Source organism: Oceanisphaera litoralis (assembly GCF_016907015.1).
In the GTDB taxonomy this organism is placed as follows: Bacteria; Pseudomonadota; Gammaproteobacteria; order Enterobacterales; family Aeromonadaceae; genus Oceanimonas; species Oceanimonas litoralis.
The window spans coordinates 82,488-104,492 of sequence record NZ_JAFBBE010000002.1 but is presented as its reverse complement, the minus strand read 5'-3'; the positions used below and the strand labels follow the sequence as shown (position 1 = coordinate 104,492).

At 57.9% G+C, this 22,005-nt stretch carries 35 protein-coding genes; 6 read left to right on the top strand and 29 right to left on the bottom strand.

Translation table 11 applies throughout. From position 1 onward, the window contains the following. From HNR62_RS16365 to HNR62_RS01555, 21 genes are all read right to left on the bottom strand, one after another. A complete protein-coding gene (locus tag HNR62_RS16365; protein ID WP_204794360.1) occupies nucleotides 1-1,983 on the bottom strand; it encodes a DNA polymerase in 1,983 nt (660 codons plus the stop codon). Beyond that, on the bottom strand, nucleotides 1,980-2,198 hold the full coding sequence (locus HNR62_RS01655; protein ID WP_204794359.1) for a hypothetical protein: 219 nt from the start codon (nucleotides 2,196-2,198) through the stop codon (nucleotides 1,980-1,982). Before HNR62_RS01655 ends, HNR62_RS16365 begins: the two co-directional genes overlap by 4 nt. Nucleotides 2,199-2,241: 43 nt before the next feature. After that, nucleotides 2,242-2,688 (bottom strand): hypothetical protein, encoded by a 447-nt coding sequence (locus tag HNR62_RS01650; protein WP_204794358.1) that lies wholly within the window; start codon nucleotides 2,686-2,688, stop codon nucleotides 2,242-2,244. A 17-nt stretch (nucleotides 2,689-2,705) separates the two neighbouring features. Then, nucleotides 2,706-2,915, bottom strand: a complete 210-nt coding sequence (locus tag HNR62_RS01645) for a hypothetical protein (protein WP_204794357.1) — start codon at nucleotides 2,913-2,915, stop codon at nucleotides 2,706-2,708. A gap of 47 nt (nucleotides 2,916-2,962) precedes the next feature. Next, entirely contained in the window at nucleotides 2,963-3,241 is a 279-nt protein-coding gene (locus HNR62_RS01640) for a hypothetical protein (RefSeq protein ID WP_204794356.1), read from the bottom strand. Beyond that, nucleotides 3,216-3,605, bottom strand: coding sequence for a hypothetical protein (locus HNR62_RS01635; RefSeq protein ID WP_204794355.1), 390 nt, complete (start codon nucleotides 3,603-3,605; stop codon nucleotides 3,216-3,218). Before HNR62_RS01635 ends, HNR62_RS01640 begins: the two co-directional genes overlap by 26 nt. Continuing rightward, nucleotides 3,577-3,831, bottom strand: a complete 255-nt coding sequence (locus HNR62_RS01630) for a hypothetical protein (RefSeq protein WP_204794354.1) — start codon at nucleotides 3,829-3,831, stop codon at nucleotides 3,577-3,579. Before HNR62_RS01630 ends, HNR62_RS01635 begins: the two co-directional genes overlap by 29 nt. Beyond that, the gene (locus tag HNR62_RS01625) at nucleotides 3,828-4,106 is read right to left on the bottom strand and encodes a hypothetical protein (RefSeq protein WP_204794353.1); all 279 of its coding nucleotides are present in this window, start codon (nucleotides 4,104-4,106) and stop codon (nucleotides 3,828-3,830) included. Before HNR62_RS01625 ends, HNR62_RS01630 begins: the two co-directional genes overlap by 4 nt. After that, on the bottom strand, nucleotides 4,096-4,386 hold the full coding sequence (locus HNR62_RS01620) for a DUF5983 family protein (protein ID WP_204794352.1): 291 nt from the start codon (nucleotides 4,384-4,386) through the stop codon (nucleotides 4,096-4,098). Before HNR62_RS01620 ends, HNR62_RS01625 begins: the two co-directional genes overlap by 11 nt. A 2-nt stretch (nucleotides 4,387-4,388) precedes the next feature. Beyond that, nucleotides 4,389-4,580: a hypothetical protein gene (locus HNR62_RS01615; RefSeq protein ID WP_204794351.1), complete on the bottom strand. Its 192-nt coding sequence runs from the start codon at nucleotides 4,578-4,580 to the stop codon at nucleotides 4,389-4,391. Beyond that, complete coding sequence (locus HNR62_RS01610; RefSeq protein ID WP_204794350.1) at nucleotides 4,573-4,839, bottom strand: hypothetical protein; 267 nt, start codon at nucleotides 4,837-4,839, stop codon at nucleotides 4,573-4,575. The genes HNR62_RS01615 and HNR62_RS01610 overlap by 8 nt, the downstream gene beginning before the upstream one ends. Beyond that, complete coding sequence (locus HNR62_RS01605; protein ID WP_204794349.1) at nucleotides 4,830-5,618, bottom strand: hypothetical protein; 789 nt, start codon at nucleotides 5,616-5,618, stop codon at nucleotides 4,830-4,832. The genes HNR62_RS01610 and HNR62_RS01605 overlap by 10 nt, the downstream gene beginning before the upstream one ends. After that, the gene (locus tag HNR62_RS01600) at nucleotides 5,615-5,827 is read right to left on the bottom strand and encodes a hypothetical protein (protein ID WP_204794348.1); all 213 of its coding nucleotides are present in this window, start codon (nucleotides 5,825-5,827) and stop codon (nucleotides 5,615-5,617) included. Before HNR62_RS01600 ends, HNR62_RS01605 begins: the two co-directional genes overlap by 4 nt. After that, a complete protein-coding gene (locus HNR62_RS01595) occupies nucleotides 5,824-6,045 on the bottom strand; it encodes a hypothetical protein (RefSeq protein WP_204794347.1) in 222 nt (73 codons plus the stop codon). The genes HNR62_RS01600 and HNR62_RS01595 overlap by 4 nt, the downstream gene beginning before the upstream one ends. Nucleotides 6,046-6,047: 2 nt before the next feature. After that, complete coding sequence (locus HNR62_RS01590; protein ID WP_204794346.1) at nucleotides 6,048-6,491, bottom strand: hypothetical protein; 444 nt, start codon at nucleotides 6,489-6,491, stop codon at nucleotides 6,048-6,050. Beyond that, on the bottom strand, nucleotides 6,488-7,129 hold the full coding sequence (locus HNR62_RS01585) for a hypothetical protein (protein WP_204794345.1): 642 nt from the start codon (nucleotides 7,127-7,129) through the stop codon (nucleotides 6,488-6,490). The genes HNR62_RS01590 and HNR62_RS01585 overlap by 4 nt, the downstream gene beginning before the upstream one ends. Beyond that, nucleotides 7,126-7,629: a hypothetical protein gene (locus HNR62_RS01580; RefSeq protein ID WP_204794344.1), complete on the bottom strand. Its 504-nt coding sequence runs from the start codon at nucleotides 7,627-7,629 to the stop codon at nucleotides 7,126-7,128. Before HNR62_RS01580 ends, HNR62_RS01585 begins: the two co-directional genes overlap by 4 nt. Before the next feature lie 10 nt (nucleotides 7,630-7,639). Further along, the gene (locus HNR62_RS01575) at nucleotides 7,640-8,041 is read right to left on the bottom strand and encodes a hypothetical protein (protein ID WP_204794343.1); all 402 of its coding nucleotides are present in this window, start codon (nucleotides 8,039-8,041) and stop codon (nucleotides 7,640-7,642) included. A gap of 47 nt (nucleotides 8,042-8,088) precedes the next feature. Beyond that, on the bottom strand, nucleotides 8,089-8,454 hold the full coding sequence (locus HNR62_RS01570) for a hypothetical protein (RefSeq protein ID WP_204794454.1): 366 nt from the start codon (nucleotides 8,452-8,454) through the stop codon (nucleotides 8,089-8,091). A 106-nt stretch (nucleotides 8,455-8,560) separates the two neighbouring features. Beyond that, nucleotides 8,561-8,794, bottom strand: coding sequence for a hypothetical protein (locus HNR62_RS01560; protein WP_204794341.1), 234 nt, complete (start codon nucleotides 8,792-8,794; stop codon nucleotides 8,561-8,563). Continuing rightward, complete coding sequence (locus tag HNR62_RS01555) at nucleotides 8,788-8,997, bottom strand: hypothetical protein (RefSeq protein WP_204794340.1); 210 nt, start codon at nucleotides 8,995-8,997, stop codon at nucleotides 8,788-8,790. The genes HNR62_RS01560 and HNR62_RS01555 overlap by 7 nt, the downstream gene beginning before the upstream one ends. A 230-nt stretch (nucleotides 8,998-9,227) precedes the next feature. Here HNR62_RS01555 and HNR62_RS01550 point away from each other — a divergent pair, with 230 nt between their 5' ends. Then, a complete protein-coding gene (locus HNR62_RS01550; RefSeq protein ID WP_204794339.1) occupies nucleotides 9,228-10,145 on the top strand; it encodes a hypothetical protein in 918 nt (305 codons plus the stop codon). Here HNR62_RS01550 and HNR62_RS01545 read toward each other — a convergent pair. The 8 genes from HNR62_RS01545 to HNR62_RS01510 all read right to left on the bottom strand — a co-directional run bounded on the left by HNR62_RS01545 (nucleotide 10,111) and on the right by HNR62_RS01510 (nucleotide 15,975). Then, the gene (locus HNR62_RS01545) at nucleotides 10,111-11,184 is read right to left on the bottom strand and encodes a DNA methyltransferase (protein ID WP_204794338.1); all 1,074 of its coding nucleotides are present in this window, start codon (nucleotides 11,182-11,184) and stop codon (nucleotides 10,111-10,113) included. The two genes, HNR62_RS01550 and HNR62_RS01545, sit on opposite strands and share 35 nt — an antisense overlap. Nucleotides 11,185-11,315: 131 nt before the next feature. Further along, complete coding sequence (locus HNR62_RS01540; protein ID WP_204794337.1) at nucleotides 11,316-11,648, bottom strand: hypothetical protein; 333 nt, start codon at nucleotides 11,646-11,648, stop codon at nucleotides 11,316-11,318. 869 nt (nucleotides 11,649-12,517) lie between these two features. Continuing rightward, complete coding sequence (locus HNR62_RS01535) at nucleotides 12,518-12,883, bottom strand: hypothetical protein (protein WP_204794336.1); 366 nt, start codon at nucleotides 12,881-12,883, stop codon at nucleotides 12,518-12,520. After that, on the bottom strand, nucleotides 12,880-13,017 hold the full coding sequence (locus tag HNR62_RS01530) for a hypothetical protein (protein WP_204794335.1): 138 nt from the start codon (nucleotides 13,015-13,017) through the stop codon (nucleotides 12,880-12,882). Before HNR62_RS01530 ends, HNR62_RS01535 begins: the two co-directional genes overlap by 4 nt. Nucleotides 13,018-13,490: 473 nt before the next feature. Then, on the bottom strand, nucleotides 13,491-13,925 hold the full coding sequence (locus HNR62_RS01525) for a hypothetical protein (protein WP_204794334.1): 435 nt from the start codon (nucleotides 13,923-13,925) through the stop codon (nucleotides 13,491-13,493). A 76-nt stretch (nucleotides 13,926-14,001) separates the two neighbouring features. Further along, a complete protein-coding gene (locus HNR62_RS01520) occupies nucleotides 14,002-15,222 on the bottom strand; it encodes a hypothetical protein (RefSeq protein ID WP_204794333.1) in 1,221 nt (406 codons plus the stop codon). A gap of 82 nt (nucleotides 15,223-15,304) precedes the next feature. Then, complete coding sequence (locus tag HNR62_RS01515; protein WP_204794332.1) at nucleotides 15,305-15,556, bottom strand: hypothetical protein; 252 nt, start codon at nucleotides 15,554-15,556, stop codon at nucleotides 15,305-15,307. 26 nt (nucleotides 15,557-15,582) lie between these two features. Then, the gene (locus HNR62_RS01510; RefSeq protein WP_204794331.1) at nucleotides 15,583-15,975 is read right to left on the bottom strand and encodes a hypothetical protein; all 393 of its coding nucleotides are present in this window, start codon (nucleotides 15,973-15,975) and stop codon (nucleotides 15,583-15,585) included. 376 nt (nucleotides 15,976-16,351) lie between these two features. Between HNR62_RS01510 and HNR62_RS01505 the strand changes: the two genes are divergently transcribed. From HNR62_RS01505 to HNR62_RS01485, 5 genes are all read left to right on the top strand, one after another. Continuing rightward, the gene (locus HNR62_RS01505; protein ID WP_204794330.1) at nucleotides 16,352-16,870 is read left to right on the top strand and encodes a hypothetical protein; all 519 of its coding nucleotides are present in this window, start codon (nucleotides 16,352-16,354) and stop codon (nucleotides 16,868-16,870) included. Beyond that, on the top strand, nucleotides 16,863-18,578 hold the full coding sequence (terL, locus tag HNR62_RS01500; RefSeq protein WP_204794329.1) for a phage terminase large subunit: 1,716 nt from the start codon (nucleotides 16,863-16,865) through the stop codon (nucleotides 18,576-18,578). Before HNR62_RS01505 ends, terL begins: the two co-directional genes overlap by 8 nt. A 70-nt stretch (nucleotides 18,579-18,648) precedes the next feature. Continuing rightward, on the top strand, nucleotides 18,649-20,763 hold the full coding sequence (locus HNR62_RS01495) for a portal protein (RefSeq protein ID WP_204794328.1): 2,115 nt from the start codon (nucleotides 18,649-18,651) through the stop codon (nucleotides 20,761-20,763). Next, on the top strand, nucleotides 20,750-21,754 hold the full coding sequence (locus HNR62_RS01490; protein WP_204794327.1) for a hypothetical protein: 1,005 nt from the start codon (nucleotides 20,750-20,752) through the stop codon (nucleotides 21,752-21,754). The genes HNR62_RS01495 and HNR62_RS01490 overlap by 14 nt, the downstream gene beginning before the upstream one ends. Beyond that, nucleotides 21,754-21,981: a hypothetical protein gene (locus HNR62_RS01485; protein ID WP_204794326.1), complete on the top strand. Its 228-nt coding sequence runs from the start codon at nucleotides 21,754-21,756 to the stop codon at nucleotides 21,979-21,981. Before HNR62_RS01490 ends, HNR62_RS01485 begins: the two co-directional genes overlap by 1 nt. Nucleotides 21,982-22,005 lie beyond the last annotated feature (24 nt).

Genomic DNA, 22,005 nt, shown 5'->3' with positions numbered 1-22,005 from the left:
TTATTTCGAGTAACAGGTATCAAACCCGCCTTCGGAGGCGAGCGGTATGTCAAAGCACCAGGCCGGCGGGGTGGCCATGATGGTTCCCATGGCGTCGTACTCGGCCTGTGCCGCGTCATCACGGACAATGGACAGGATTTCATCGTGCACCGACCCCACTACCCAGCCGGTGCCGTTGGCCTGCAGCAGGTGCTCGGTCTTGACCATGTGTTCGGCCACCACATCGCGGGCCAACGCCTGAATTGCATTTTCCAGGCAAGCGCCTCCATATAGCTTCTTCCACACCACCTTCTGGAACCGATCACGGGTACCGTCGTCGTAGCGGTACTCATAATCTACGCCGCGGGCATGCTCGACCATCTGGCAATGCAGGCCCGGATACTGCAGCTCGCGACCCGAGGGCAGGATAAGTCTCTGGTACCGGACCTTGATGCAACCATGCCGGCCCACTTCCATGTCGCACAACTCGTCAGTCATGGCCGGGATAACCACACTGCCCAGGAAGTGCCACATGTTCTTGATCATGGGGTGAAGCTGGTCGTAGGCTGACTTGGTCTGCCGACAGAAACTATCCGGGAAAAAGGTGGGTGGCATCCCCATCGGTCCACCAGCCATGGTGGCCTGGAAGGTGGCCCACCCCATTTGGAATCCGAGGCCAAGCGCAGCGACCTTACCAACCTGTCTTTCGTCCGGGTTCTCTTTCTTGTTCACTGGGTACCCGTAGATGGCCTCCCCCATGGCGCAGTAGAGGTCACCGCCCCGGCCCACTTCCTCCAGCAGGTCGTCCTGTTCGCAGAACCACAGGTTCATGCGAAGCTCGATGTTGGACAGGTCGCGTACCACCACCTGATACCCGGGCGGGGCCTCCAATGACAGCCGGTGTTTTGACCCCCTGGGCAGGTTTTGAACGTTACAAGCCTCCGAACCCGACCAACGCCCTGTATGGGCTTTGTGGTAGTTCAAGGGGAACGGCATGTAACCATCCAGGGGTAACCGTCCGGCGGTGTCCAGCAAGCGTTTTGCCCGGCTGGCGGCGATGGTTGACTTCACTTCCTTGCGGGCCTCGTATACCGTCAGGTGGACCGGGTTCGCCTGCTGGAATTTCACATACTCCGGGTCGGATTTCCCCAGCGCCGGTTTCATCTGGAAGTCTTTCTTGTCCAGCTTGTAGGGGACGCGCAGACCCAGGCGCTTGATCAGCGCCGCGTACTTCTGGTTGCTGGCGAAGGCATCCGCGCCGATACCCTCGATCCCCAGCGACGCCAGATAACTTTGGGCTTCGTCCACGACGCGGAGCTTGAGCGCCTGTTGGTCCTGCCCTACCTCGCCCAGCAGCCGTGTGTTTATCAGGAACTGCGGCTCAATGTTCCCGCGCAGGGTGATGTGCATCAGCGCCCATTCCATTTCGGGTACCCGCCCTTCCTGCCAGTGGTGGACCAGCAGGCGGCGGGTCAGGTTGACGTCCTGCTCACAGTAGCCACTCATCGACTCCCACAGGCCGGGTTCACTCATTAAGTCTTCAATACCCATGGCAGAAGCCAGCTCATGCCCCTTGCGCAGGCTCTCGTCGTCCGGCCACACTCGCTCGGCATGGGCCGCCAGGCTGGCGGAGCGGTTGATATAGCGCAGCCGGCTGACCAGCATGGTGTCCAGATAGAAATCGAACTCCAGCCCGTACCGCCAGCGCAGGATGGCGCCGTCGAAGTGGGTGTTCTGACACAACAGGCCGACACGCATGCCTTCTTCCCGCAGCCCGCGCACTTCGTTGGCCCAGTCTTCTATTTCCTGCGGGTCCAGTATGGTCACCGGCTGGTCATCGGCCGCGAACCCCAGCATCTGGGCGCGGAACCGGTCGTCCATGATGTACTCGGCATAAGTCCGGCCCTTGAGCGTGTACCCCTTGCCGTAGAAAGTCTCGAAGTCGAGGCAGTACAGGGTGTCTAGGTTGAAGGCCGCCTTGATGGCGTCGATTGTTTCTTTCACGGGTGCTCCCTACTGCCTAAAATGGTCATAACTTCATCGGCACACCGGTTCCAGGCCGCTTCATTGATAAAAGAGTCGGTCAGCCCCGGCATGTGGCCCTTGGCTTCCTGCACCGTTACGGCGTACTGCTCCAGGGCCACTAACAGGAATGCCTGCATGAGTGACCCTGAGCTGCTGTGGTGCATCAGGTTTTGTATTTTCTGTACCGTGGTCATAGTGGTTCTCCGGTAACGGCCCCCGCAGGGGCCGGTGCTAGGGTCAGGCGATGAGTTGTTCGACTTCGCCGAATACCTTGCCGAACTTGGCCAGGAAGTACGCCTTCTTGCGTTTGGCGTCATCCAGGTCGTGCTCGAGTTTGTTTATGTTGCGGTTCATCAGCTCCACCACATCGGCTTTGTCCAGCGGCAGGTCGTCATCGAAGGCCGGGATGACCTCGAACCGCTTGCTTTCGTCCTGCAGCGCGTTCAGGTAGACGAATTTCAGCTCGGCGCTGTTATAACCCACCTCGAGGTAGGCGATAATCAGGGTCGGGCTGTCCTTGAAGGGTTCAAACCCGGCGATGATGCCGGTGTGCAGCTTGGGATCGCCGTAGCTCGGCTTCTCCAGGATGCGAACCCGGTCACCGACTTTCAGGGTGTGGGTGGCGATCATCTCGCGGGTGTCTTCTACGGCGATCTTGGTACCATTCAGGTTGTATACGGTCATGGTTATTTCCTCTTTGGTCATGGTTGTCTGAGTGCATGGCGGGCCTTGGCGGCTACCTGCTTCATGCGCTCACGGGTGTAACAACTTTCTCGGGTGGTGGTTTCCAGCTCCACCCACCCCCTCGTCGGGTGCAGTACGGCAAACTGGCGCGTGTCGCGGTTCAGTCGTCGCACGTACAGCGGTATCGTTCGGGGGATCCCTTTGGTGCATCGTGTCCATCCTTTCATACAGTGTTCCTGTTCATGGTGGTGCATACTATAACAGTGTTACTGTTTTATAAATCCGCAAATTCAGCCAGGTGCTCCTCCAACTCCTCCACCTGACTTTCCAGCGCTTTGATGGTTTCGTTGGCCTCTTCCAGCTCGTCTTCCAGTTGGGACACTTCATCCCGTATCACGGTCAGCTCCGCTTCATGGTCGGTCTCCAGTGCTTCAATATCGTTGTCGTACCGGCGTTCCAGGTCCTCCATCATGCGCCGGGACAGCTCGGCAAAGGCTTCGGCCAGGCTCTTTTCGAGGTTGGCCGTATCAACAGTCAGCGTTACCCAGCTCATGGGCTTTCTCCTGTGCGTTAAACAAGTCCTCGCCCTCGGCCAGGATCAGGTCGTGCAATCGCGTCCTGAGTGCCGTCAGATAGCGTTGCACCTTCGGGGTGAGCATTGCCATGTCTTCCTGGTCCAGCGTCGCTATGCGGGCCATGGCGGCGTTCATTTCGGCGTCCGTCGGCAGCTCGCTCTCGCACAAGGCCCCCCACAGGTCGAACGCTTTGTCGGGATCCCGCTCCATCACCCACAGGGTCAGTTCCAGGTGCTCCTGACAGTAGGCTGTCAGCGCCTCCTCTCGCTCCTGCGCCATACCTTCGTTCCAGGCCAGTTGATCGACGGCCCGCTCAACGCTCATCATCTGATAACAGTCCATCACTCTCTCCTGCCAATGTGCGGTTAACCCGGTACTCAAATTCGATACGCTGCTCCAACCGAGCTAGCCGGGCAAACAGCTCGGTGAGCTGGCACTGTTGCTGCTCGTTGCGGCGCAATGACCACTCCAGCAGGTTGGCTATCCGCCCGAATCGCGGGTGGGTGGTGTTGTTGTCCAGTGACCGCAGGTAGTCCAGCTGGGGTCGGTGTATTTTCACTAAACTCATGCTGCCTCCTCGCGGGTAAAGGTGCCGTAGATGTGGCACCGCTGAGGTAACTCGATGCGATACAGCCATTCATCCAACTGCCTCTCGGTCCAGGTCGTGGTCAGGTGTATCTGACTGATTCTCCGGTCTTCTCGGTAGGGGTAAGGGCCGTCAACGTCCCAGGTCGCCGCCATCTTCTCTAACCGGTCCATCAGGTAGCGGGTTCCGGCGGTGGCGAGGTCAATCCCCAACTCGTTTCGGGGCTTGACCGTTAAATCTTTGCGTTTACCAGCCATACTGGGGTAGCTCCTCGGTTAGGGGGCCATCACCATCCAACACCAGCCAGTCAACGCTGTTGTCGTGGGCGTAGGTCAGCACCTGTTCCATGCTCGGCATGGGTGGCTCCTGATTGATGACGATGTTGCGTACCAGTGGGACACTCAGCATGTAGCCATAGGTTCTATCCCATATGGCGTGGCGGTATTCGTCACAGCCGGCCAACTCACCGAGTCGCTTCGCGTCTTCCTGTGTCAGGTGACCGGTGCTTAACACGGCCAGTGTTTCTTCCTGGTGCATGGTTAATCTCCTTGTGCTTCCAGATAGGTGCGGATGCCGGCGGCGATGGGCGCAAAATCCCCGTCCTCCAGGTTGCTCAGGAACGCCTCTATGTCGGCCGGGGTATGACGGGTGCTGATAAGCTCTGCCTTCACCACCAGATTCAACAGTCGGTCTTTCAGCAGCACCCTGTCGGTCAACGTCAGGTTACTCATGGGTGTTCTCCTCTATGTAACAGTGAATGCGATACCCGTCCGGTTGCTCCCCGCAGCAGTCACAGGGCGCGGTCGAGTGCTCCAGGTCTTTCAGTGTGTCGCCGACCATCACCCAACCCAGGCGTTCCAACCCCTGGTCGATGGCCTGCATCCTCCGATCGGCTTCCTCGGGCGAGTAATCCCGGTCCAGATGGGTGTAATCCGCGTTCGCTATCACGGGGATACAGTCCCAGCAGACGTATATCGCTCTCAGTTCCATACCACCTCCGGTTCAAGCTGACGCCATTCCGGCGCCCAGTGGTCCCACATGCCGTTGGTTTCAGGATCATCACCGAAGAACCCCCAGCAGGAGTCCAGCAGCTCGCCCTCGGTCGGGTCGTCTTCCTCCTCGTCGTGCTCCCAGACCTCGAACCCCCAAATGTCGCCGGTCAGGTACTGGTCGTAGGTCTCCACCTCACCTTCGAGGTAGCTTTTCGCCTTGTCCCAGTCGCCGCCCCACTCGAACTCGACCCGCTGATGGGTGGCGAATATCCAGCCCACCTGCCCCGAATCCCAGCGACAGCCGAATGGGCCGGTGCTCATGGTTAATCCCGAGTGGTCATACAGGTACAGCGGCAATATCAGCAGTTTGAGGTCACCGGGCACCTGGTCTTCGTACAGGTGGTAGAGGTCCACCATGTCGTCGGTGTCCTCCGCGTGGAACTCGTTAATCACCTCCTGCCGACCGTCGCACTCCGCGCAGTCGTCGGCCCCTTCACAGTGGGCCGGGCAAGGGATGTACTCGTTGCCCAGGTCATACCCTTGTTCGTGGAGTCCGGGATGGTTATCCGCCATCACCCACATCAGGGCGCGGAACAGGGCGTCGTTCAGCTCGGCGATGCCGTCCTTGTCGCCCAGGTTGTAGTGCCGGTGCTCGCAGGCCATGATGCCCACGTTGTCCCAATGGCGCGGGTTCTCCGGGTCAACGTCCTGGCGTAACAGGATGCTTATCTTCTTGGTCAGGTCATGCGCCTCGACCATCTGTTCATCGGTAATCATGCGGGGTCCCCCGGGTTGAATCCGTCACAGCCGACGATGCCGGACAGGTGGTACAGGTCCACCCACTCCACCTCACAGGCGGGACAGTACATTTCCTGCCAGACGGAGCCAGCGTCTGACTGCATTGATGCACCTTGTATGTCGTCGTGACCACAGGCGGGGCAGTGCAACCCCAACTTCTGCAGGTAGCGTTCTTCCAGTGTGCTCATACGTCGGCCACCTCATTCAATAATGCCCGTGCTTGCGGCGGTAACACTTCCGGGGGGAACTGCGTTACCAGCCAGCCCAGCTCCCGTATCTGGCCCTCGGTCATCAGGCCCACCGCCGATACCAGCCAGTCCCAGACCAGATCGGCCTCGTCCACCAGGGTCTCGGTGTGCTCGCGGCGAACGTCGTTCAACCGACACAGGAAATCCTCAATGTCCATGGTCACTTCTCCTCGTCACCCCATTCTTCCAGCCGTGTGGCGGCCTCCTGCAGCGCCTCGACGCAGCGGTCGTTGTACCCGGTGTCACCGGTCATCTGAGCGATGACCTCGCGCAAGCGGTCACTCAGATCGCCATTGGTCATCCCCGGCCAGTTGGTATAACCCGTGTCCTCGTCCATCCAGTAGCCGAAATCGCTGCCGTCACCAGGGTGGGCGCCGAAGTAGTGGCCGTGTGGGGCCAGCTCCTCCATGCTGCCCAGCAGGTCTTCATGCAACAGCCAGTGGCAGTCGTCGGACAGCCACCAGTCGTGGTCATCGTCCGGTAGCGGCAGGCTCAGGGGGTTTCGGTTTACCCCGTGGCGCAGCAGGAATTCGATGAATGTCGGTACCAGGTCCTGTGGTCGGTGCGTGGCACGGATAACCGTGCCGGGGGTCGCTTTAATCATGGTTGTGCTCCTTTATCCATGGCCGCCTGGATGCGCTGGTAAGTTGCCTCTATCCAGCCGCCGGTGGTGAAGTCACTGGCCGTTTCGTGATGGTCAACCAGCTGGTAATTGACCACATACAGGTATTCGTCGCCGATACGCACCGTCGCCGCGTCAGTGGCGGTGACCTCGGCCCACGCTTTCTGCAGGTCGCGGGGGTCCTGCTCCAGCCAGTCACCGTCGTAGTCGTCCCGTACCGCCACCGGGCGTTTTTCGGCGAGCGCCGCCCGGACCAGTTCGAACGCCATGTTGTACAGGCCGCTGACCGGCGTGTGCAGCTCGACCCCCGCCCGCAGGCAGAAGTCGAACAGCAGCCGATCCAGGCCCATACCGTCGTTGTGTTGGATGCGGTGGCGGTACAGGCACTTCGCCAAGGGTATGGGCTGGTCATAGTCGAACACGCCGGGGTACTGGTCCCAAACCACGGTGCTGTCCATCCAGTCGCCGGTGTAGGCCGCCAGGGTGACCAGCTCGTCCATCAGTCCTATCTCACCGTCGGTTTCCAACAGCGCCGGTGGTCGTCTGGCCTCAAGGTCGGTCAGATACAACTGCCACAGTTCCACCAGCAGGTAGCCGGCGGTCGTTCCGAATCCGCTCATTCGTCCTCTCCTTCTGTCCACTGCTGGTAGCTTTTCCGGGCGGCCTCTATCTCGCGCAGCATGGCCTCCACCTTGAGGCGGATGGCGCTCGTCAGGCTGCGCAACCGCTGTTCAGTTGCAAAGGCGGCGTCCAGTCGCTCCAGCAGCCGGTCATAGTCGTCATCGATTCCGTCCAGATCGGCATCCCGTGTCCAGTCCCTGAACCCGGCGTCGTAGTCGTCCGGTGCCAGCGCCTGCAGCACCTCGCTGGGGGTGAACTGCAGGTTCCCGATGCTCATGCTGCCGTATTCCTCGCCCAGGTATTCGTCGAACTGTTCTGTGAACACCTCTCGGTCGAAGTCGAACATCTCCTGCTCCTCCCGCAACCGGACTTGTTCTCGCTCAACCTCGGTATGGTGGGTATCCAGCTCGGCCAGCGTGTCCTTCAACACGGCGGTCAGTGTCGGCGTCGGCGGCCGGGGGGCGTCGGGGTGCCGCATAAAAGTCATTTCTTCCATCATTCTCTGCTCCTCACCACCAACTGTCGTAAAACACCACATACCCCTCGGCCAGCGCCGCTCGAGCCTTGGCCACGAACAGCAGGTCGTCGTCCCTGTCCTCCGGGGTGGACTGCCCGAAGAAAAAGCCCGAGGTCGGGGGCAGCTCGCCGGCGGTAATGTCGGCTTCCAGCACGTCCAGCAGTTCTTCGGTCAACCGGACCGTGTTGCCGTTGAACTCGCGGTCAGTACCGCCCTTGGCGATATACAAGTGGTGCATCCAACCATGCAGGTTGGGGTGCTTGCGCCAGGAGGCTATCTGCTCGGCCTGGTCTTCCTCGTTCTCCCCCGATCCGGCAGGTTGCAAATCGACCATGGCTTCCGGGTCGGCTAACAGGGCGGGCCTGATTTTGAAGGCGTACATGTCGAGTCCCATAGGGTGTTCCTTGTTTTTTGTCAGGTTAAAGTTAAGTGTTACTGGTTTTACAGCGCCAAAAAAACCGCGTTGGCGTGGTCCAACAGCCCGCGCAGTCCGGGGTCGTTATACAAGGTGCGATGCAACACCGGGTGGCGGTTGCGCACCAGTTGCAGGGTGACCAGCATCTTGACCGGGTCGGCTTCGTCCACCAAGGCAGTGGCGTATCCCTCGCGGTCGCGACTGTACAGCGTCCAGAAATGTTCGCTGACCTCGGCGTCCGTGACCGGGTGCGGTGGCAGGTACTCCGAGCCGATGGCCGTACAGTACCCTTCGCTGCCGTCACTCGGCTGCTTGTTCTCGTACACATAACGCAGCTCCAAGGCCGTCGCGCTCGCTAACAGGGTGCTGAGTGTTGTCATGGGTTGCGTCATGGGTTGCCTCCGCAATGTTAATTAACAGGGTAAACAGGATGGCCATTGCCAACAGAGCGACCACCGCCAGATAGGCGATAAAAAACGCCGGCTGCTTTCTCATGCTCTATTCCTCCATGTAAGGTTCGATGTGACCCTTTCGGTGGGAGTCGAGGGCGCTGGCAAGCCGGGTTTTTAGTTGCGGGTGGCCTACCCAGCGCACACTCCACATCTGCGGCCACCGGCTTTTGGCCCGCTGCCACAGCTCCAACAGATATTCCTGCCGTTGGGCGACGTCCAGCGAATGCCACAGCTCCATCAGGGCATTAACCTGAACCTTGTATTCGCCGATGCTCACCATATCGTGCCTCGCGGTACCGGCTTGCCAGCGGCCAGATAGTTCCGCCGCTCTGCTTCCGGTATCTTGCCTCGGCTCGGGAATGTCTGCCCGCGGCCTAATAACAAGGGTCGCGAGCAGTCGTCGCGGTAAACCAGCGACAGCCCGGTGTTGACCTTGAACCGGCCTGTCAGCGGGTTGCGGTAAATGACAGTGTGTGCGTCCATTCGTGTCCTCCAGGTATAAAAAACCCCCGACCAAGGCCGGGGGAAAGAGCAGAGCAGTGAGCGGTCATCAGCGAATAACCATGGCTGACTATAACAGTGATACTGAGATCAATACAACAGTGTTACTGTTATTTTTGCGAACAGTTTTCAGGGGCATCGATTATTTACGGTCGCCACTCGACAAATAGGTACCAAATGGATAACTTGAAAGCTTTAGTTAAGGGGATTTCATGCTCACCAGTGATGTTATAAAAATAGGTACGCAGCACCTTAGACGTATGGAAGGTCACATTTTCGACGTTTTAACTGTCACCAAGCCCGTCACTCCAGATGTTGCTGTTAACTTGTCCAAGGTCATTTCTAAGCTTTCTCCGTTAGTTGGAAATATGATCGAGTTTAACGCGGTTGAGTTTCTTAATGACCAAAGGGAGTTTGCTGGCCATGGCTCTTGGTTAAGACAAGATCCTGGGTTTCCAGATACTATTTTTACCGGCGCCTACCCAACTCCAGGCTTCGAAATAAAGGCATGGTTTCCCCTAGCGACAGAAATAACTGCTCGATTTAAAGATAGCCAAAATCATTTTGCTGATGACCAGACTTATGTTGCCATGCTTGCATGGTTACCTGAATACCTTATTTTTGGCAAACCGAGAATCATGGGGGTATGCGTGGTTTCTGGCTTGTCCGTTGCCCGCGCGCGCGATAACCATTACCACAATCCACCTGACTACATAGTCTTAGAGCCTGAAGATACCTCAGAGCGCACAGCCAACCTTCAGCAGACGAATACAAACGGTCTCAAATTTCAGGGAACTGATGTTGAATTCCTCCAAGCCCAGCAGATAGTTAACTCGTGGGGTTCTGGGGGTAGAGATTACAAGCCAACCCCTGAGTATCAAGCAAAATTGCGTGAGTTAACCTCACGCTTCAATTATAGGGTTGATACCAACTTTGCAAAAATGGATCGGATATTTCATCACGACATAGAAGCATTCAAGAGTTACATTTACACTTTGAAAGTCCATGGCAAATCGATCTTAGAGTGGAATAAACTGCTGGGCAGTAAAGGGCGCGAAGACAAAGTTCGCGCTGCCCTACAAGCTCACCTCGGCATCACCGAAGAGGATACTGATGAGATTCTTCTTTGATTCTTTCTAAACCATAATGGAAGTATGTCGGGTCTATTTCTGCAGAGTAGGCCCGTCTCTTTAAACGCCTTGCTGCTACGGAAGCCGAAAAAAGCCCTCCAAATGGTTCCCATACAACGTCGCTTTCATCTGTAGAAGACTCGATAATTTGAGTCATTAAATCCAAAGGTTTTTGGTTTAAGTGGACAGCTTTACCCCCAGGAACTGAAAAACGTTCTTTACCGCGCAATGCAGGTCGTTCCCACACATTCGTCACACCATAAGGACAACGAAATTTCGCTCGCATTCTCTCCCATTCATCCGCAGTGGCAGGGTTTATACCATCTATAGAAAAGTATGGTTTACCACTGCTTTTACCGTGTTCATTGGCGTACTCTTGCATCTTCTGGAACATTTCTGGTGGTGGAAAGTACCACAAGTGCCCCTTATCAAGATACTTTCTCGCTGCCGCATCTTTTACTCCACATGCAGTATTAGCAGCTTTCCTAGGAAGACTAGAACGAGTCCACTCTCCGATAAGCCACTCTCGTAAAGGCAAGTCACCCACACGCGCTTCGAATACATATTGAACACATATTTCTGTAGTTACCGGAAACCTACGAATTTTAGCCGTATTTACGTTACCAGCGATATGCCCTTTACCTTTATTCCAAACATTAGCATTAACATAACGCCAGCCGTATTTTTCTAAAATAGGATGCACAGCCGCCCAACCTATTTCACTATTCCAAAACCAGAGAGTAGTTTGCGCAGTTGCTTTTTTTGACCATGCAGCAACGTGTGGTTCATACCACTCGGGCAATCCTAAGTGGTCAGACGTATCCCCTTCAAAACCAAGTACACCGTAAGCACCATCACTTACAATACAAGTAGGATCACCCCAACTATTGTAATAATTAAGGCTATCCCCGACAGAAACATTAATTAGCTCATCCTTCCAAAAGGTCTCATTCAGAGACTCAACAAGCGTTACGGAGCGCCCTCTCCCAACCGTGCTAGTACGCTCTAGCTTTTTAGCTGCTTTTACAACGTCATTCATTTCAACACATCCGTCAATAAAACTTAACATAACGCCTGTATCAAGACAGCATTTCAGTCTGAGTCCACACAAAACTGTTTTGGAGACAAGCGGCCGGAATTCTCGCATTTTTAACAGAAAAAATCATGTAATCATGTCCCTTTGGCCTCCCAGCGTTGCAACTCGTTTCTGAGGGCGGCCCGCGCCTCTTCTTCATAGGGCGGAATGTCCTTCAACAAACGTCGGAGAACCTTGATTACCTCGGGCTGGGCCAGTTGCCGGCGGTCACCCAGCTTGGTCAGGGCGACCTCCAGCTTCTGCTCGGCTTCCAGCAACTGGTAGTGAAGTTCAAGGGCTTCTGACGGTGGCTCCTTAACCTTGGGCGTTGGCGGGGATTTTAGCTTGGGCTTGCGGCCCAGTTTGACACCTGATTCATAGGTCGGTAGCCACTCGGGCTTGGTGTGCCGCTCCAGACGCTTCCGCACCGCTCCCTCCGTGCGTCCTATACCCTCGGCTATCTGAGCATTGGTATGTCCAGAGCGAGCCAACCCAAGCATAAGAGCATCATCAGCGGGCGACCATTTCACACATATACGCATATAACCTCCGATACTGGCCAACAGTAGAATATTCTGGGCCACTTTGTGTGGTCCCTAAAACCGTGGCCACCGATTTTTTGGGATACTGCCCAGCGGAAACCCGCGCCGTTACTGGGTTTACGAGGCTCTGGACACTTTGGCCACCTATATTGGGTGTTTTTTCCTACATCGCCAGGAAAGAATTTACAAAGAATAAAAAAGTGATTTCCCGGCGAACTTGAAAATATTGGTGACCAAAGTGGGATCGGTGGCCAAAAGCTCTGTAACCCTTGCTGTGCCTGGGTTTGCCTCTGGCCACTAATTTTTAAAACCCCTAAAATTGGTGGGATCGTGGGCACTAATATTTGGAAAAGCACCGAAAAACGAGGCCAAGAACCCGCCCACAACCTTGTTCCCCGACCTCGACCCTGTTTTCGGCGGTTAACCCCGACCGATAACCCCACCCTTGCCATGGGTACTTGGTCGGTTGGCCGCTTTTCGAGGTCGAAACTACAACAGTGGCCACCGATTTTTGAATCGTGGGCACCTTCGAATAATAATCGAGACCACACCCTGTTTAGCAGCATAAATCACTGACCATTAGCCACTAACCCAGTGTATTGTAAAAGGGCCATCCTTGGCGGCTTTCGTCCATCTCCACAAGGGCGTCGTTGCCTCCGGGCTGGTTACCGGCCACACGCCACGGGTCAGGTGACGGTGGGCATTGCTTGTTGGTCAGGCGCCGGTCGTTGGCGGCCCCCGACCTCGAATTCCTGTCACTCAGCCTTGGTCATCAGCTCTTGGGTCATGGCCACCCAGTCGTTGAGCACATCGGCCTTATCCTGGTCATGGTCATGGTGGCAGTAATCGGCCGGTGGCTCACATTCATCGGCCCCCCGCCACACCGCCACGCCACAGAACGGACAACGCGGGCCATAGGTCGAATGCGGCAGGCGCATCATCAGAAAGGTGAACGCATCCACCGTCCGTGTTTTCCCATCGTTGATGTTGAACACGAAATCCATGTCCGGGGTCAGCCAACCACTGGCCACGCCACCGTACTCCGCAATGTTGACCAGCTCCCACGGTCGCGGATCGGTGAACAGCTCGATAGCTAACAACTCTCCAGCACTGTGCTTCATGCTGCTTTCTCCTTCTTCCACGGTTGCTTGGCCTGCTCCCACAGCAGACTCGCCACCGTGCGGTTGCCCAATGCCCACTGTCGACGTGCCTCGGCCGCTCGACGACGGGCCGTGATTAACTGTTGCTTGTCCATGATTGGTGCTCCTCTGTCCCCACTCCACAAGGCGTCAATGGCCCTCATGTCCTCGAATTCCTGACACCTGCCGACCGACCACCCACCGCCTGCCTCCGCCCCTCCGCCCCTCTGCCCCTATCCACCTGCCACCTGCCACCTGCCACCTGCCACCTGCCGACCAACCACCCCCCCCATCCACAAGGCGTCAATGGCCCTCACGTCCCCCCACACCGCACCTCGCACTCGCACTCGCACACGCACAGGTCAGGCTCGGGGGTTGGGGGTGGCACTTCGCACCGCACCTACGGACCGGGGGTTTGGGCCGGAGGCCATGTTCGGAGGGACAGAGGGATAGGCCATCCCGTATGGGTGAGGGTTAATGCGATGGACCGTTGGGGGCGGAGGCCGGGCAACCGGTACCGGACAGGGAACTCAGTGCGGGTTAAGGTGGGCCGAGGGTGAGAGGGTCAGTAACCCGTGCTCAGGGCTGCTTATTGCAGGTTGAACTGAGCGCCGAAGTTATCCACGACCCGAGGCATTCCTGCCGCACGGGCGCTCTGCCAGGTGGCGAACGCCTTGATGTGGCCAGGCTGCAGGATGCCGTCACCCTTACAACGAGCACAGCGGGTCTGATAGGTGCGGCCCACATACACGCCGGTGCCCTTACAGCAGGAGCAGACGGTATCAATGGCGGGGACAATTTGCTCGACTGCCGGCTCTGGCTCGACCGCCGGCACAGGTTGAGCAACCCCCAGCCATTCCCAGTATTCAGGGCTGTAGGCACGGATGCGCGGCTTGGGGGCAGCGGGTTTGTGTTCGGCTGCCATGCTCTGACTACGCAGACCGGATAGCAGATTATCAAAGGTGGCTTCTTCATAGGCGCTGTTGTCGACTGACATGGCGCTGAATAGGGATTCGATATTCATGGTGTACTCCTTGTGGGTAGGGGATGAAAGTCATCCAAAAGGGCCACCCGAAGGTGACCCTGAGTATGCCTCTCGGTTAGGCTTTGAACGTGGTGGCCATGACCTTGGCGATAGCATCCAGTCGAGCCGCAGTGAGGGTTTCCCACTCAGCCGCTGCCTGAGCGTCACGTTTCTCGTACCAGGCTCCCAAACGCAGCGCATTGGCGGCGTTGCGGTCGGTTACCTTGATGAACTCACCATCCTTGCGGATATGGTGGAAGGCCAGCTTGCCATGGACCGCTTCCAGCACCTTGTTGGCCCCGTGCAGCGCCGCCTGAATGTGACGGTCGATGTTGAACAGCTCATCCAGACGGTTGTGCAGCTCATAGTCGCCTACCCACTCCTCGCCCCAGGCATCGGTACGACCCAGTTCCCAGTCGGCAATGCTCTCGCCGCCGGTATGCAGCGCCTTGTAGGCGGCATTGGATGCTTCCAGGTCCCGCTCAATGGCGCGGCGAGCCAGGTTGTACCCGAACTCCCACTGCTTGAGCAGGGCGCTCAGCAGGTGGTGGACCTCACCGTTGGTGGGGTTGTAACGCTTGTTCTCCGGCAGGTGAGTGACCATCCCATCGAACCCGTTGTTGTTCTTGCGGGTGGTGAAATGGTCCTGCTGCAGTAAAGCCTTGCGGCGTTCCTTGGTGTAGGGTGAAGTCATCACCTTCTCCCACGCCTCGGCCGCTACCGGGTGCTCATGGAACAGGGCCTTCAACCCGGCCATGTCCACCTCGACGCTGAACAGGTCAGCAACGCGGCGGGCATCGTCCTTGTTGAACCGGGTCTCTTTGCTGTACTGACCCACCCCGACGATGTAGTGAACCAGCTGCTCCTTATCGAAGGTGTGGTACACACCGCTACCGGCAGCGGTCTCCATACGCAGGGTGACAAAGCCGCTCATGGCGGTGTTGGCCCCCAGCGCGGTGAACAGGCCAGCCTGCTTCTTGCAGAACAGGTCGTACTCAGCCTCCAGTTTGGTCAGGCCCTTGGCGAACACCGCGCAGAACTCGCGGTGGTCCTTGACGCCTAACGCATCGGTACACATGACGCGCATCGCCTCGGTGGAATGCACCCGCCAGAAGGCATAGCTCTCCTTGTGCAGGGCACGGAGCATGGTGCTCTTGTCGTTCCAGGCGTCGTACTTGGTGCGAGCCTTGAGCATTTCGTTGGACACCAGCTTCTGGAACTCTGCGGTAGGCATGTTGAACTCGGCAGACAGACGGATTTCAGTTGCAACGGCTTTAGTGAAGGTGATAGCGTTCATTGTGTAATCTCCATTGGATAGTGTTGGACAGACGGCTGCGTGGAAGTTGACGCCTGTCCGGTTTGCTACTTTGGGTGGGTGGTTACATAAACAGGGCGAGCAGGTCATCTGTCTCGCCCTGTTCTTCTTCTACTTGCTGGGTATAGGCGTCATAGGCCGAAGCCATCTGCGTCCACACCAGCTCGTCTTCCCGATCCTCTTGCGAGGTCCAGTATTCCTCTGCTCCCGTTACCAGCGGCTCCCAGCTCTCGCGGGGTAACTGGTCGATGGACTGCCAGGCACAGCTAGGCAGCTCGTCGTGCTGGGATGCAATCAGTTGGTTCAGTTCGTTCATGGTCTTACTCCTTGGGTTGGGGTTGATTAACACTCGGTAGAGCCGATCCACACACCGCCGACATAGACGTCGACGCCCGCAAGCAGCAGGTGGTGGGGTACTGCGTAGGCTATCCAGTTCTGGATGCTGTCTGCGTCCCACTGGTTAGGGGCGCGACAGTGGCGCATCTGGTTACCGTCCAGGTCACGGATGACCAGGGTGGCTGTCCAGTCAATGGCACGGCTCACCTCGTCCTCGTCAGTGGGCTGCACAGCCAGGGTGACCGTGGCTGCGTGGCCACAGGTCATACGGGCCTCGCAGACCAGCATGTACACGAAGAACACAGCCAACAGGGCGGTGATGAGGGTCATGGCAATGATGAAGTCGTTCATGGTGTTACTCCTGATGTTGAGGTTCATGGGACTCCTAAGTAGGTTCAAGAGTCCAAACTAGCCCGACTCGAGACCAACCCCGAATCAAGCAGGCACCGCTTCCTACAGCGACACCCATACCAGCAACACTGGCAAATCAACACTCCACCCAGGCCCAATTACCCTCCCCCTTTTCCCGCATCGAACGGCCCCTACTCGCCGCCGAACCACCCATAACAATCAACCTAAGTAAATGAAAAACGTAAAAAATATTTTTAAAATTTCGCTACAGGCCCTATTGGCTGCTACCTACCGTCGCAGTAATATGAGGCCGTTCCTCCAAGAAACCCGGCAACGCCTCCCCCGACATTGCCGGGTTTCATCATTACAAAAAACCAGCATTACTGTTATTCTGTAGGGTAAATCACCGCCGTGAGGTACCCCTATGTCTGACCCGTATGATGACGACGCCATCACGCCCGACGTCATGCGTTCCCATTACGCTGGCCTTGGCATCCGTCGCCTGACCTCCCAAGAAGAAAGCTATGTCCTGTACCGCACCCGTGGCCTGAACCCGGTGGCGGCTGCCCGTGCTGCCGGATACAACAAACCGCAGGTAGCCGTGGCCAAACTGGCCCAGTCAGAGGACATTCGGGATGCGATTGCCTACTTCCGTGAAATGTCCCGACAAGAAGCGATACAGGCCGGTGCTATCGAGTTCACCCGTAACGACGCCACCTTGTTGTACCTGGAGGCTCACGCCAAGTCGGCCAACGCCACCGAAGAAATCAAGGCGGTGGACTCGCTGGTTCGCCTGCACGGCCTGGCAGCGCCAGAGAAGAAAGAGCTGGAAATCACCACCCGTGGGCAGTTGGAGCTTATGGACGACGACACGCTGATGAAGCTGGCGGGCAAGACCTTCCACCTGGCCCCCGATCAGTACCAAGAGGTACAGGATGCTTGACCAAACCAAGGTATACCTGTGCCACGACTGCCGCCGCGAGTTCCCGCCGCAGCGCCGGCATGATGACGACACCTGTATTGACTGCGCCATGGAGAACGGCACCGCCCGGTATCAGGATGCGTTGCCCATGAATCCCGCCAACATCGAGGCTGAGAAAGAGCGGGTGATAGCCGAAGACAAGGCTCAGTTCGATCTACAGACGGAAGTACGCCGGGAGCTGGCTGAGCGGGCGCTGTGTCGCCGCCGATTCCTGCCGTTCGTGACCAGGGTGGAGCCGAATTATGCTCCCGGGTGGGTGCATGCCGACATCTGCCGCCGGCTGGAGAAATTCGCCGAGGCCATCGAGCAGGGCCGGTCGCCCCGGTTGATGATTGCAATGCCCCCCAGACATGGGAAGTCAGCCCTTGGTTCCAAGACCTTCCCCGGCTGGTTCCTCGGCCGAAATGCCAGCATGGAGGTGATCACCTGTTCCTACTCCGGTGACCTGGCCAAGGACTTCTCGCGCAAGGTCCGGGATATGATGGACACCGAGAAGTACCAGACGGTGTTCAAGACCCGCCTGTCCAAGTCGAGCCAGGCGGTCGAGAAATGGATGACCACGGATGGTGGTGGCCTGGCTGCAGCGGGGGTACAAGGCCCCATAACCGGGAGGGGAGCACACCTCGGCATCATCGACGATCCGGTAAAAGACCGCGAGGAAGCGGAATCCGAGACCACCCGGCAGAAAATCAAGGATTGGTACTCATCGACGTTTTATACCCGACTCGCGCCCGGTGGCGGTGTACTTATCATCCAGACCCGCTGGCACGAGGATGACCTGTCCGGCTGGCTGCTTGATGTGATGAAGGAAGCCGAACGGGAAGCCAATGAGACCGGCACCTGGCCGGAGGACGCAGATCGGTGGGAGGTGGTTAACTACCCGGCGGTGGCCCAGCATGACGAAGAATTCCGCAAGCAGGGCGAGGCGCTGCACCCGGACCGGTATCCGCTTCCGGCCTTGCTGCGAATCAAACGGACCATGATCCCCCGCGACTGGGAGGCCCTGTACCAGCAGAACCCAGTGTCGCAGGACGGTGATTACTTCACCAAGGGGATGGTTCGGTATTACGACAAGGCCCCGCCGCTGAACACCCTGCGAATATATGCCGCCGCCGACTTGGCCATCGGTCAGACTGAGCAGAACGACTTCTCGGTATTCGGCGTGGTCGGTGTCTGCCCGGAGCAGAACCTGTACCTGCTGGACCTGCACCGCGGGCGCTGGAACTCGCTGGGTATCATCGACAAAATGATGGAGATACAGCGCCGCTGGAACCCGGAAATCTTCGGGGTGGAGACCGGCCATATCGACATGACCCTGGAACCCTTCCTGCTCAAGCGCATGGCGGAAACCGGGGTGCATATCCCGTATGAGAAGCTGCGTACACGGGGCAAGGACAAGGTGGTTCGTGCCCGCCCCCTGCAAGGCCGGATGGAACAGGGGAAAGTATTCTTCCCCCGTGGCGCCGTGTGGGTGGAGGCGCTGGTGGCCGAGCTGTTGAGTTTCCCCTTGGGCAAGCACGACGACCAGGTGGACATGTTGGCGTGGATCGGCCAGATGTTGCTGCAGTTCGGAATCGTCAATCAGAAGACGGTCAAGCAGAAGTCGTTCCGGGACAAGCTGCGCGGCAAAGTGGTGGGGGGTCGGCGTCGTTCGGCAATGAGTGCATAGCCATAGCTATAAAAACAAGTGATACTTGTTATATAATGATACATAGCAATACTATCACTCAGGGTGGTTGATGAATCAGCACAGCGAAGACGCCCTGGCCCGGCTGGACCAGGACGCAATGAGCAAGGCCCGCCGTAACCAGGAGCAGTTTCGCCTGGCCTACGATGCTGGCCATGAGAAGTACGTGGCCCTCGGCCGCAAATGCAACGATTTCTATCGCGGTGACCAGTGGAACGAGGGCGACCGGTCGAAGCTTGACGGTGAAGGCCGCCCGGCACTGACGTTGAATCTTGTGCTGTCCACCGTGAACGCCATTCTGGGTGAGCAGATGGACCGGCGCATGGAGGTTCGATATAGCCCCCGCAAGCACGGTACCGGTGAGGTGGCCTTCGAGCTGAACCAGCTCACCCGCTACATTCTCGGTCTGAACGACTTCGAGAGCACCGAGGACACGGTATTTGCTGATGGGGTCATCACCGGGCGCGGCTATTACGACCTGCGTGTCTCGTATGATGACAACCTGTTTGGTGAGGTGGCCATCACCCATGAGGACCCGGTAGACGTTATCCCCGACCCGGAGGCTCGCGATCTGGACCCGGCGACCTGGAACGAGGTCTTTATCTCGCGATGGATGACCCCGGACGAGATCGCCGTGCAGTATGGCGAGCAGAAGGCCGAGGAGCTGCGGGTCATTGCCGAGAACGGTTTTTCCGGCGATGAAAAGGACATGGAATTCCACAAGTCCACCTTTGGCGGCGAAGACCTGGCGGGCGATCACCGCAAGCTGCGCCGGGTACGGGTTATCGAGCGCCAATACTTCACCATGACCAAGGCCCTGCATTGGGTTGACCCGGAAATGGGCGACTTTCGACTGGTCCCGGCCCATGTTGAACCCGAGGCCGCCGAGGCCATGGCCGAGCAGCACAACTTGCTGGTGATGGAGAAGCTGGTGCGCCGCGTCAAGATGACGGTTAGCGCCGATCAGGTGTTGCTGTTCGATGACTGGTCGCCCTACCGCACCTTCACCATCATCCCGTTCTACCCCTATTTCCGCCGAGGCAAACCTTTCGGCGTGGTAGAGAACCTGCTCGACCCGCAGGAGCTGTTGAACAAGACCAGCAGCCAAGAGCTGCACATCGTCAATACCACCGCCAACTCCGGCTGGATTGTCGAGGAAGGGTCGCTGGCCAACATGACCGAGGAAGAACTGGAAGAACGCGGTGCCGAGACGGGCCTGGTGCTGGTTAAGCGCAAGACCGCTGCGGCCCCTGAGAAAATCCAGCCTAACTCTATCCCCACCGGTATTGACCGAATCAGCCAGAAAGCCGCCGGCACCATCCGTGACGTATCCGCGGTGAACACTGCCATGCTCGGCCTCGGCCGTGCTGACCAATCCGGTCGGGCGATGGAAGCGCAGGCGTCACGCGGTCAGGTACAGGTGTCAGTGGTACTGAAAAACCTGATGCGTTGTCGTCGCATGATTGCCCGCAAGATCCTGGAGCTGGTGCAGGACTTCTACACAGACACCCGTTTTTACCGGGTGACGCAGGAAGACGAGCTGACGGGTGAGCCGGTACAGGAAGAACGCTTTATTAACGGCATGGACCCGGAAGGCAACATTCTGAACGACGTGACCACCGGACAGTACGTGGCCGATGTGGCATTTGCACCGGTATCCGGTTCGGCAGCCGATCAGCAGTTCGCCGAGGCCATGCGCCTGCGCGAAATGGGCGTGGCCATCCCCGATCACATTCTTGTCCAGTACAGCCAGTTGCGCCGCCGTCAGGAAGTGGCAGAGCTGCTTAAAAACCTGCAGGGCTTCGGTGAACCGACCGAAGAAGAAATGGCGATGCAGCAAGCCCAGTCCGAAGCGGCCATGGCCAAGATGCAAGCCGAAGTACAAGAGTTGGAAGCCCAGATTGCCCAGAAACAAGCCGCCGCCCAGTTGTCCATGGCGAAGGCCGCGAGTCTGGAAGGTCACAACGAGGCCGCCCTGGAAATCGAACGTCTGGAGCAGGAAAAAGAACTTCGCCTGCGTGAGCTGAGCGCCCGAATTGCCCTGTCGGCCCAGTCTCACCACAACCAGCGTTACCTCAACAAACTGCGAGGTGGCACCAGCATGGCGCTGGAAGCCCTCAAATCGCAACTGAATACCACCAAGGAGAAACAGAATGTCCGTGACTGAAACCGAAAACCGCTACGGCCAGAATGAGTTCGGCGGCGACACCCATTGGGATGACGCCCCGCTGGCCGAGATAGACCGTGGTGATGGTGTAGACATTGAGGGTAGTGATGCGATCCCGGAGCAGGAGTATGAAGCCCCGGAGCAGGATGCTGAGGATACGTTCGCTGGTGAAGGGGATGAGCATGGCGAGGAGCAGGAGGGCGAGGTTGTCGGCGAGGAGCCGGGTGTGGAACAGCCGGCGCCAAAGAAAAAAGACTCCAACCCCATGGTCCCCCGCCAGCGACTGAACAAGGAAATCCAGAAGCGGCAGCAACTTGAACTGCGACTGCGCGAACTGGAAGCCCTGTCCGGTCAGGCATCGACACCGGCCCCGTTCAGCCCACAGCAGCAGGCGGTTAACACCACGCTGGATGACAACCTGGTCAACCAGATGTTTGCCTCGGTCCTCGACGGTGACGAAGGCAAGGCCCAGGCTGCCTTCAAGCAGTTGTTGGAGAGCCACGGTCAACAGTTGGTACAGCAAATGTCCGGTCAGTCGGTGGAGGCCGCGCAATCGACCTACGCCTACCAGCAGGAGGTGAACAGCCTGCAGCAAGCGGCCGGTGAGGTGGTGGCGGAATACCCCGAGTTCGATCACACCTCCGACGACGCCGACATGGGATTGGTGGAAGAAGTGCTTGGGCTGCGCGACACCTTCATTGCCAATGGCATGAGTGCGGGTGAGGCGCTGCGCCGTTCGGCCCGACTGGTGGCCATTGAGAACGGTATCCAGTCCCGCAAGGCAGCCTCCACCCCGTCACGGTCTGAGGTGGGTCGTAAACCGGTCAACGTGCAGCAGCAGATGGCCCGTGCTCAACAGGCCCCACAGCGATTGCAGGGTAACAGCGGCAAGAACAAGGACGTGCGAGTGGACGTGACCAAGCTGTCGGATGACCAGTTTGCCAGTATGAGCCGTGAGGCCCTGGCCAAGGCAAGGGGAGATTTCCTGTAATGGCCAACATCGCCCTGAAACTGCTGCTGGAGCTGGGTAAGGGTTTCGTCGGTCGCATCGCCTGGCGCTTTGTGGCCGAACGGTTCCTGACCCGTACCGCCGTGGCGGCGCTGCGTAAACTGGAGCGTATGAGCAGCAACCAAGTGGTGGACGACACCGTGGAGGACATTATCGCCCAGCTCGAAGGTCGCGGGTTGCCAGCGGCGCGAGAGTACAGCCGGAAATGAATAAGGGGGCCATCAGGCCCCCTT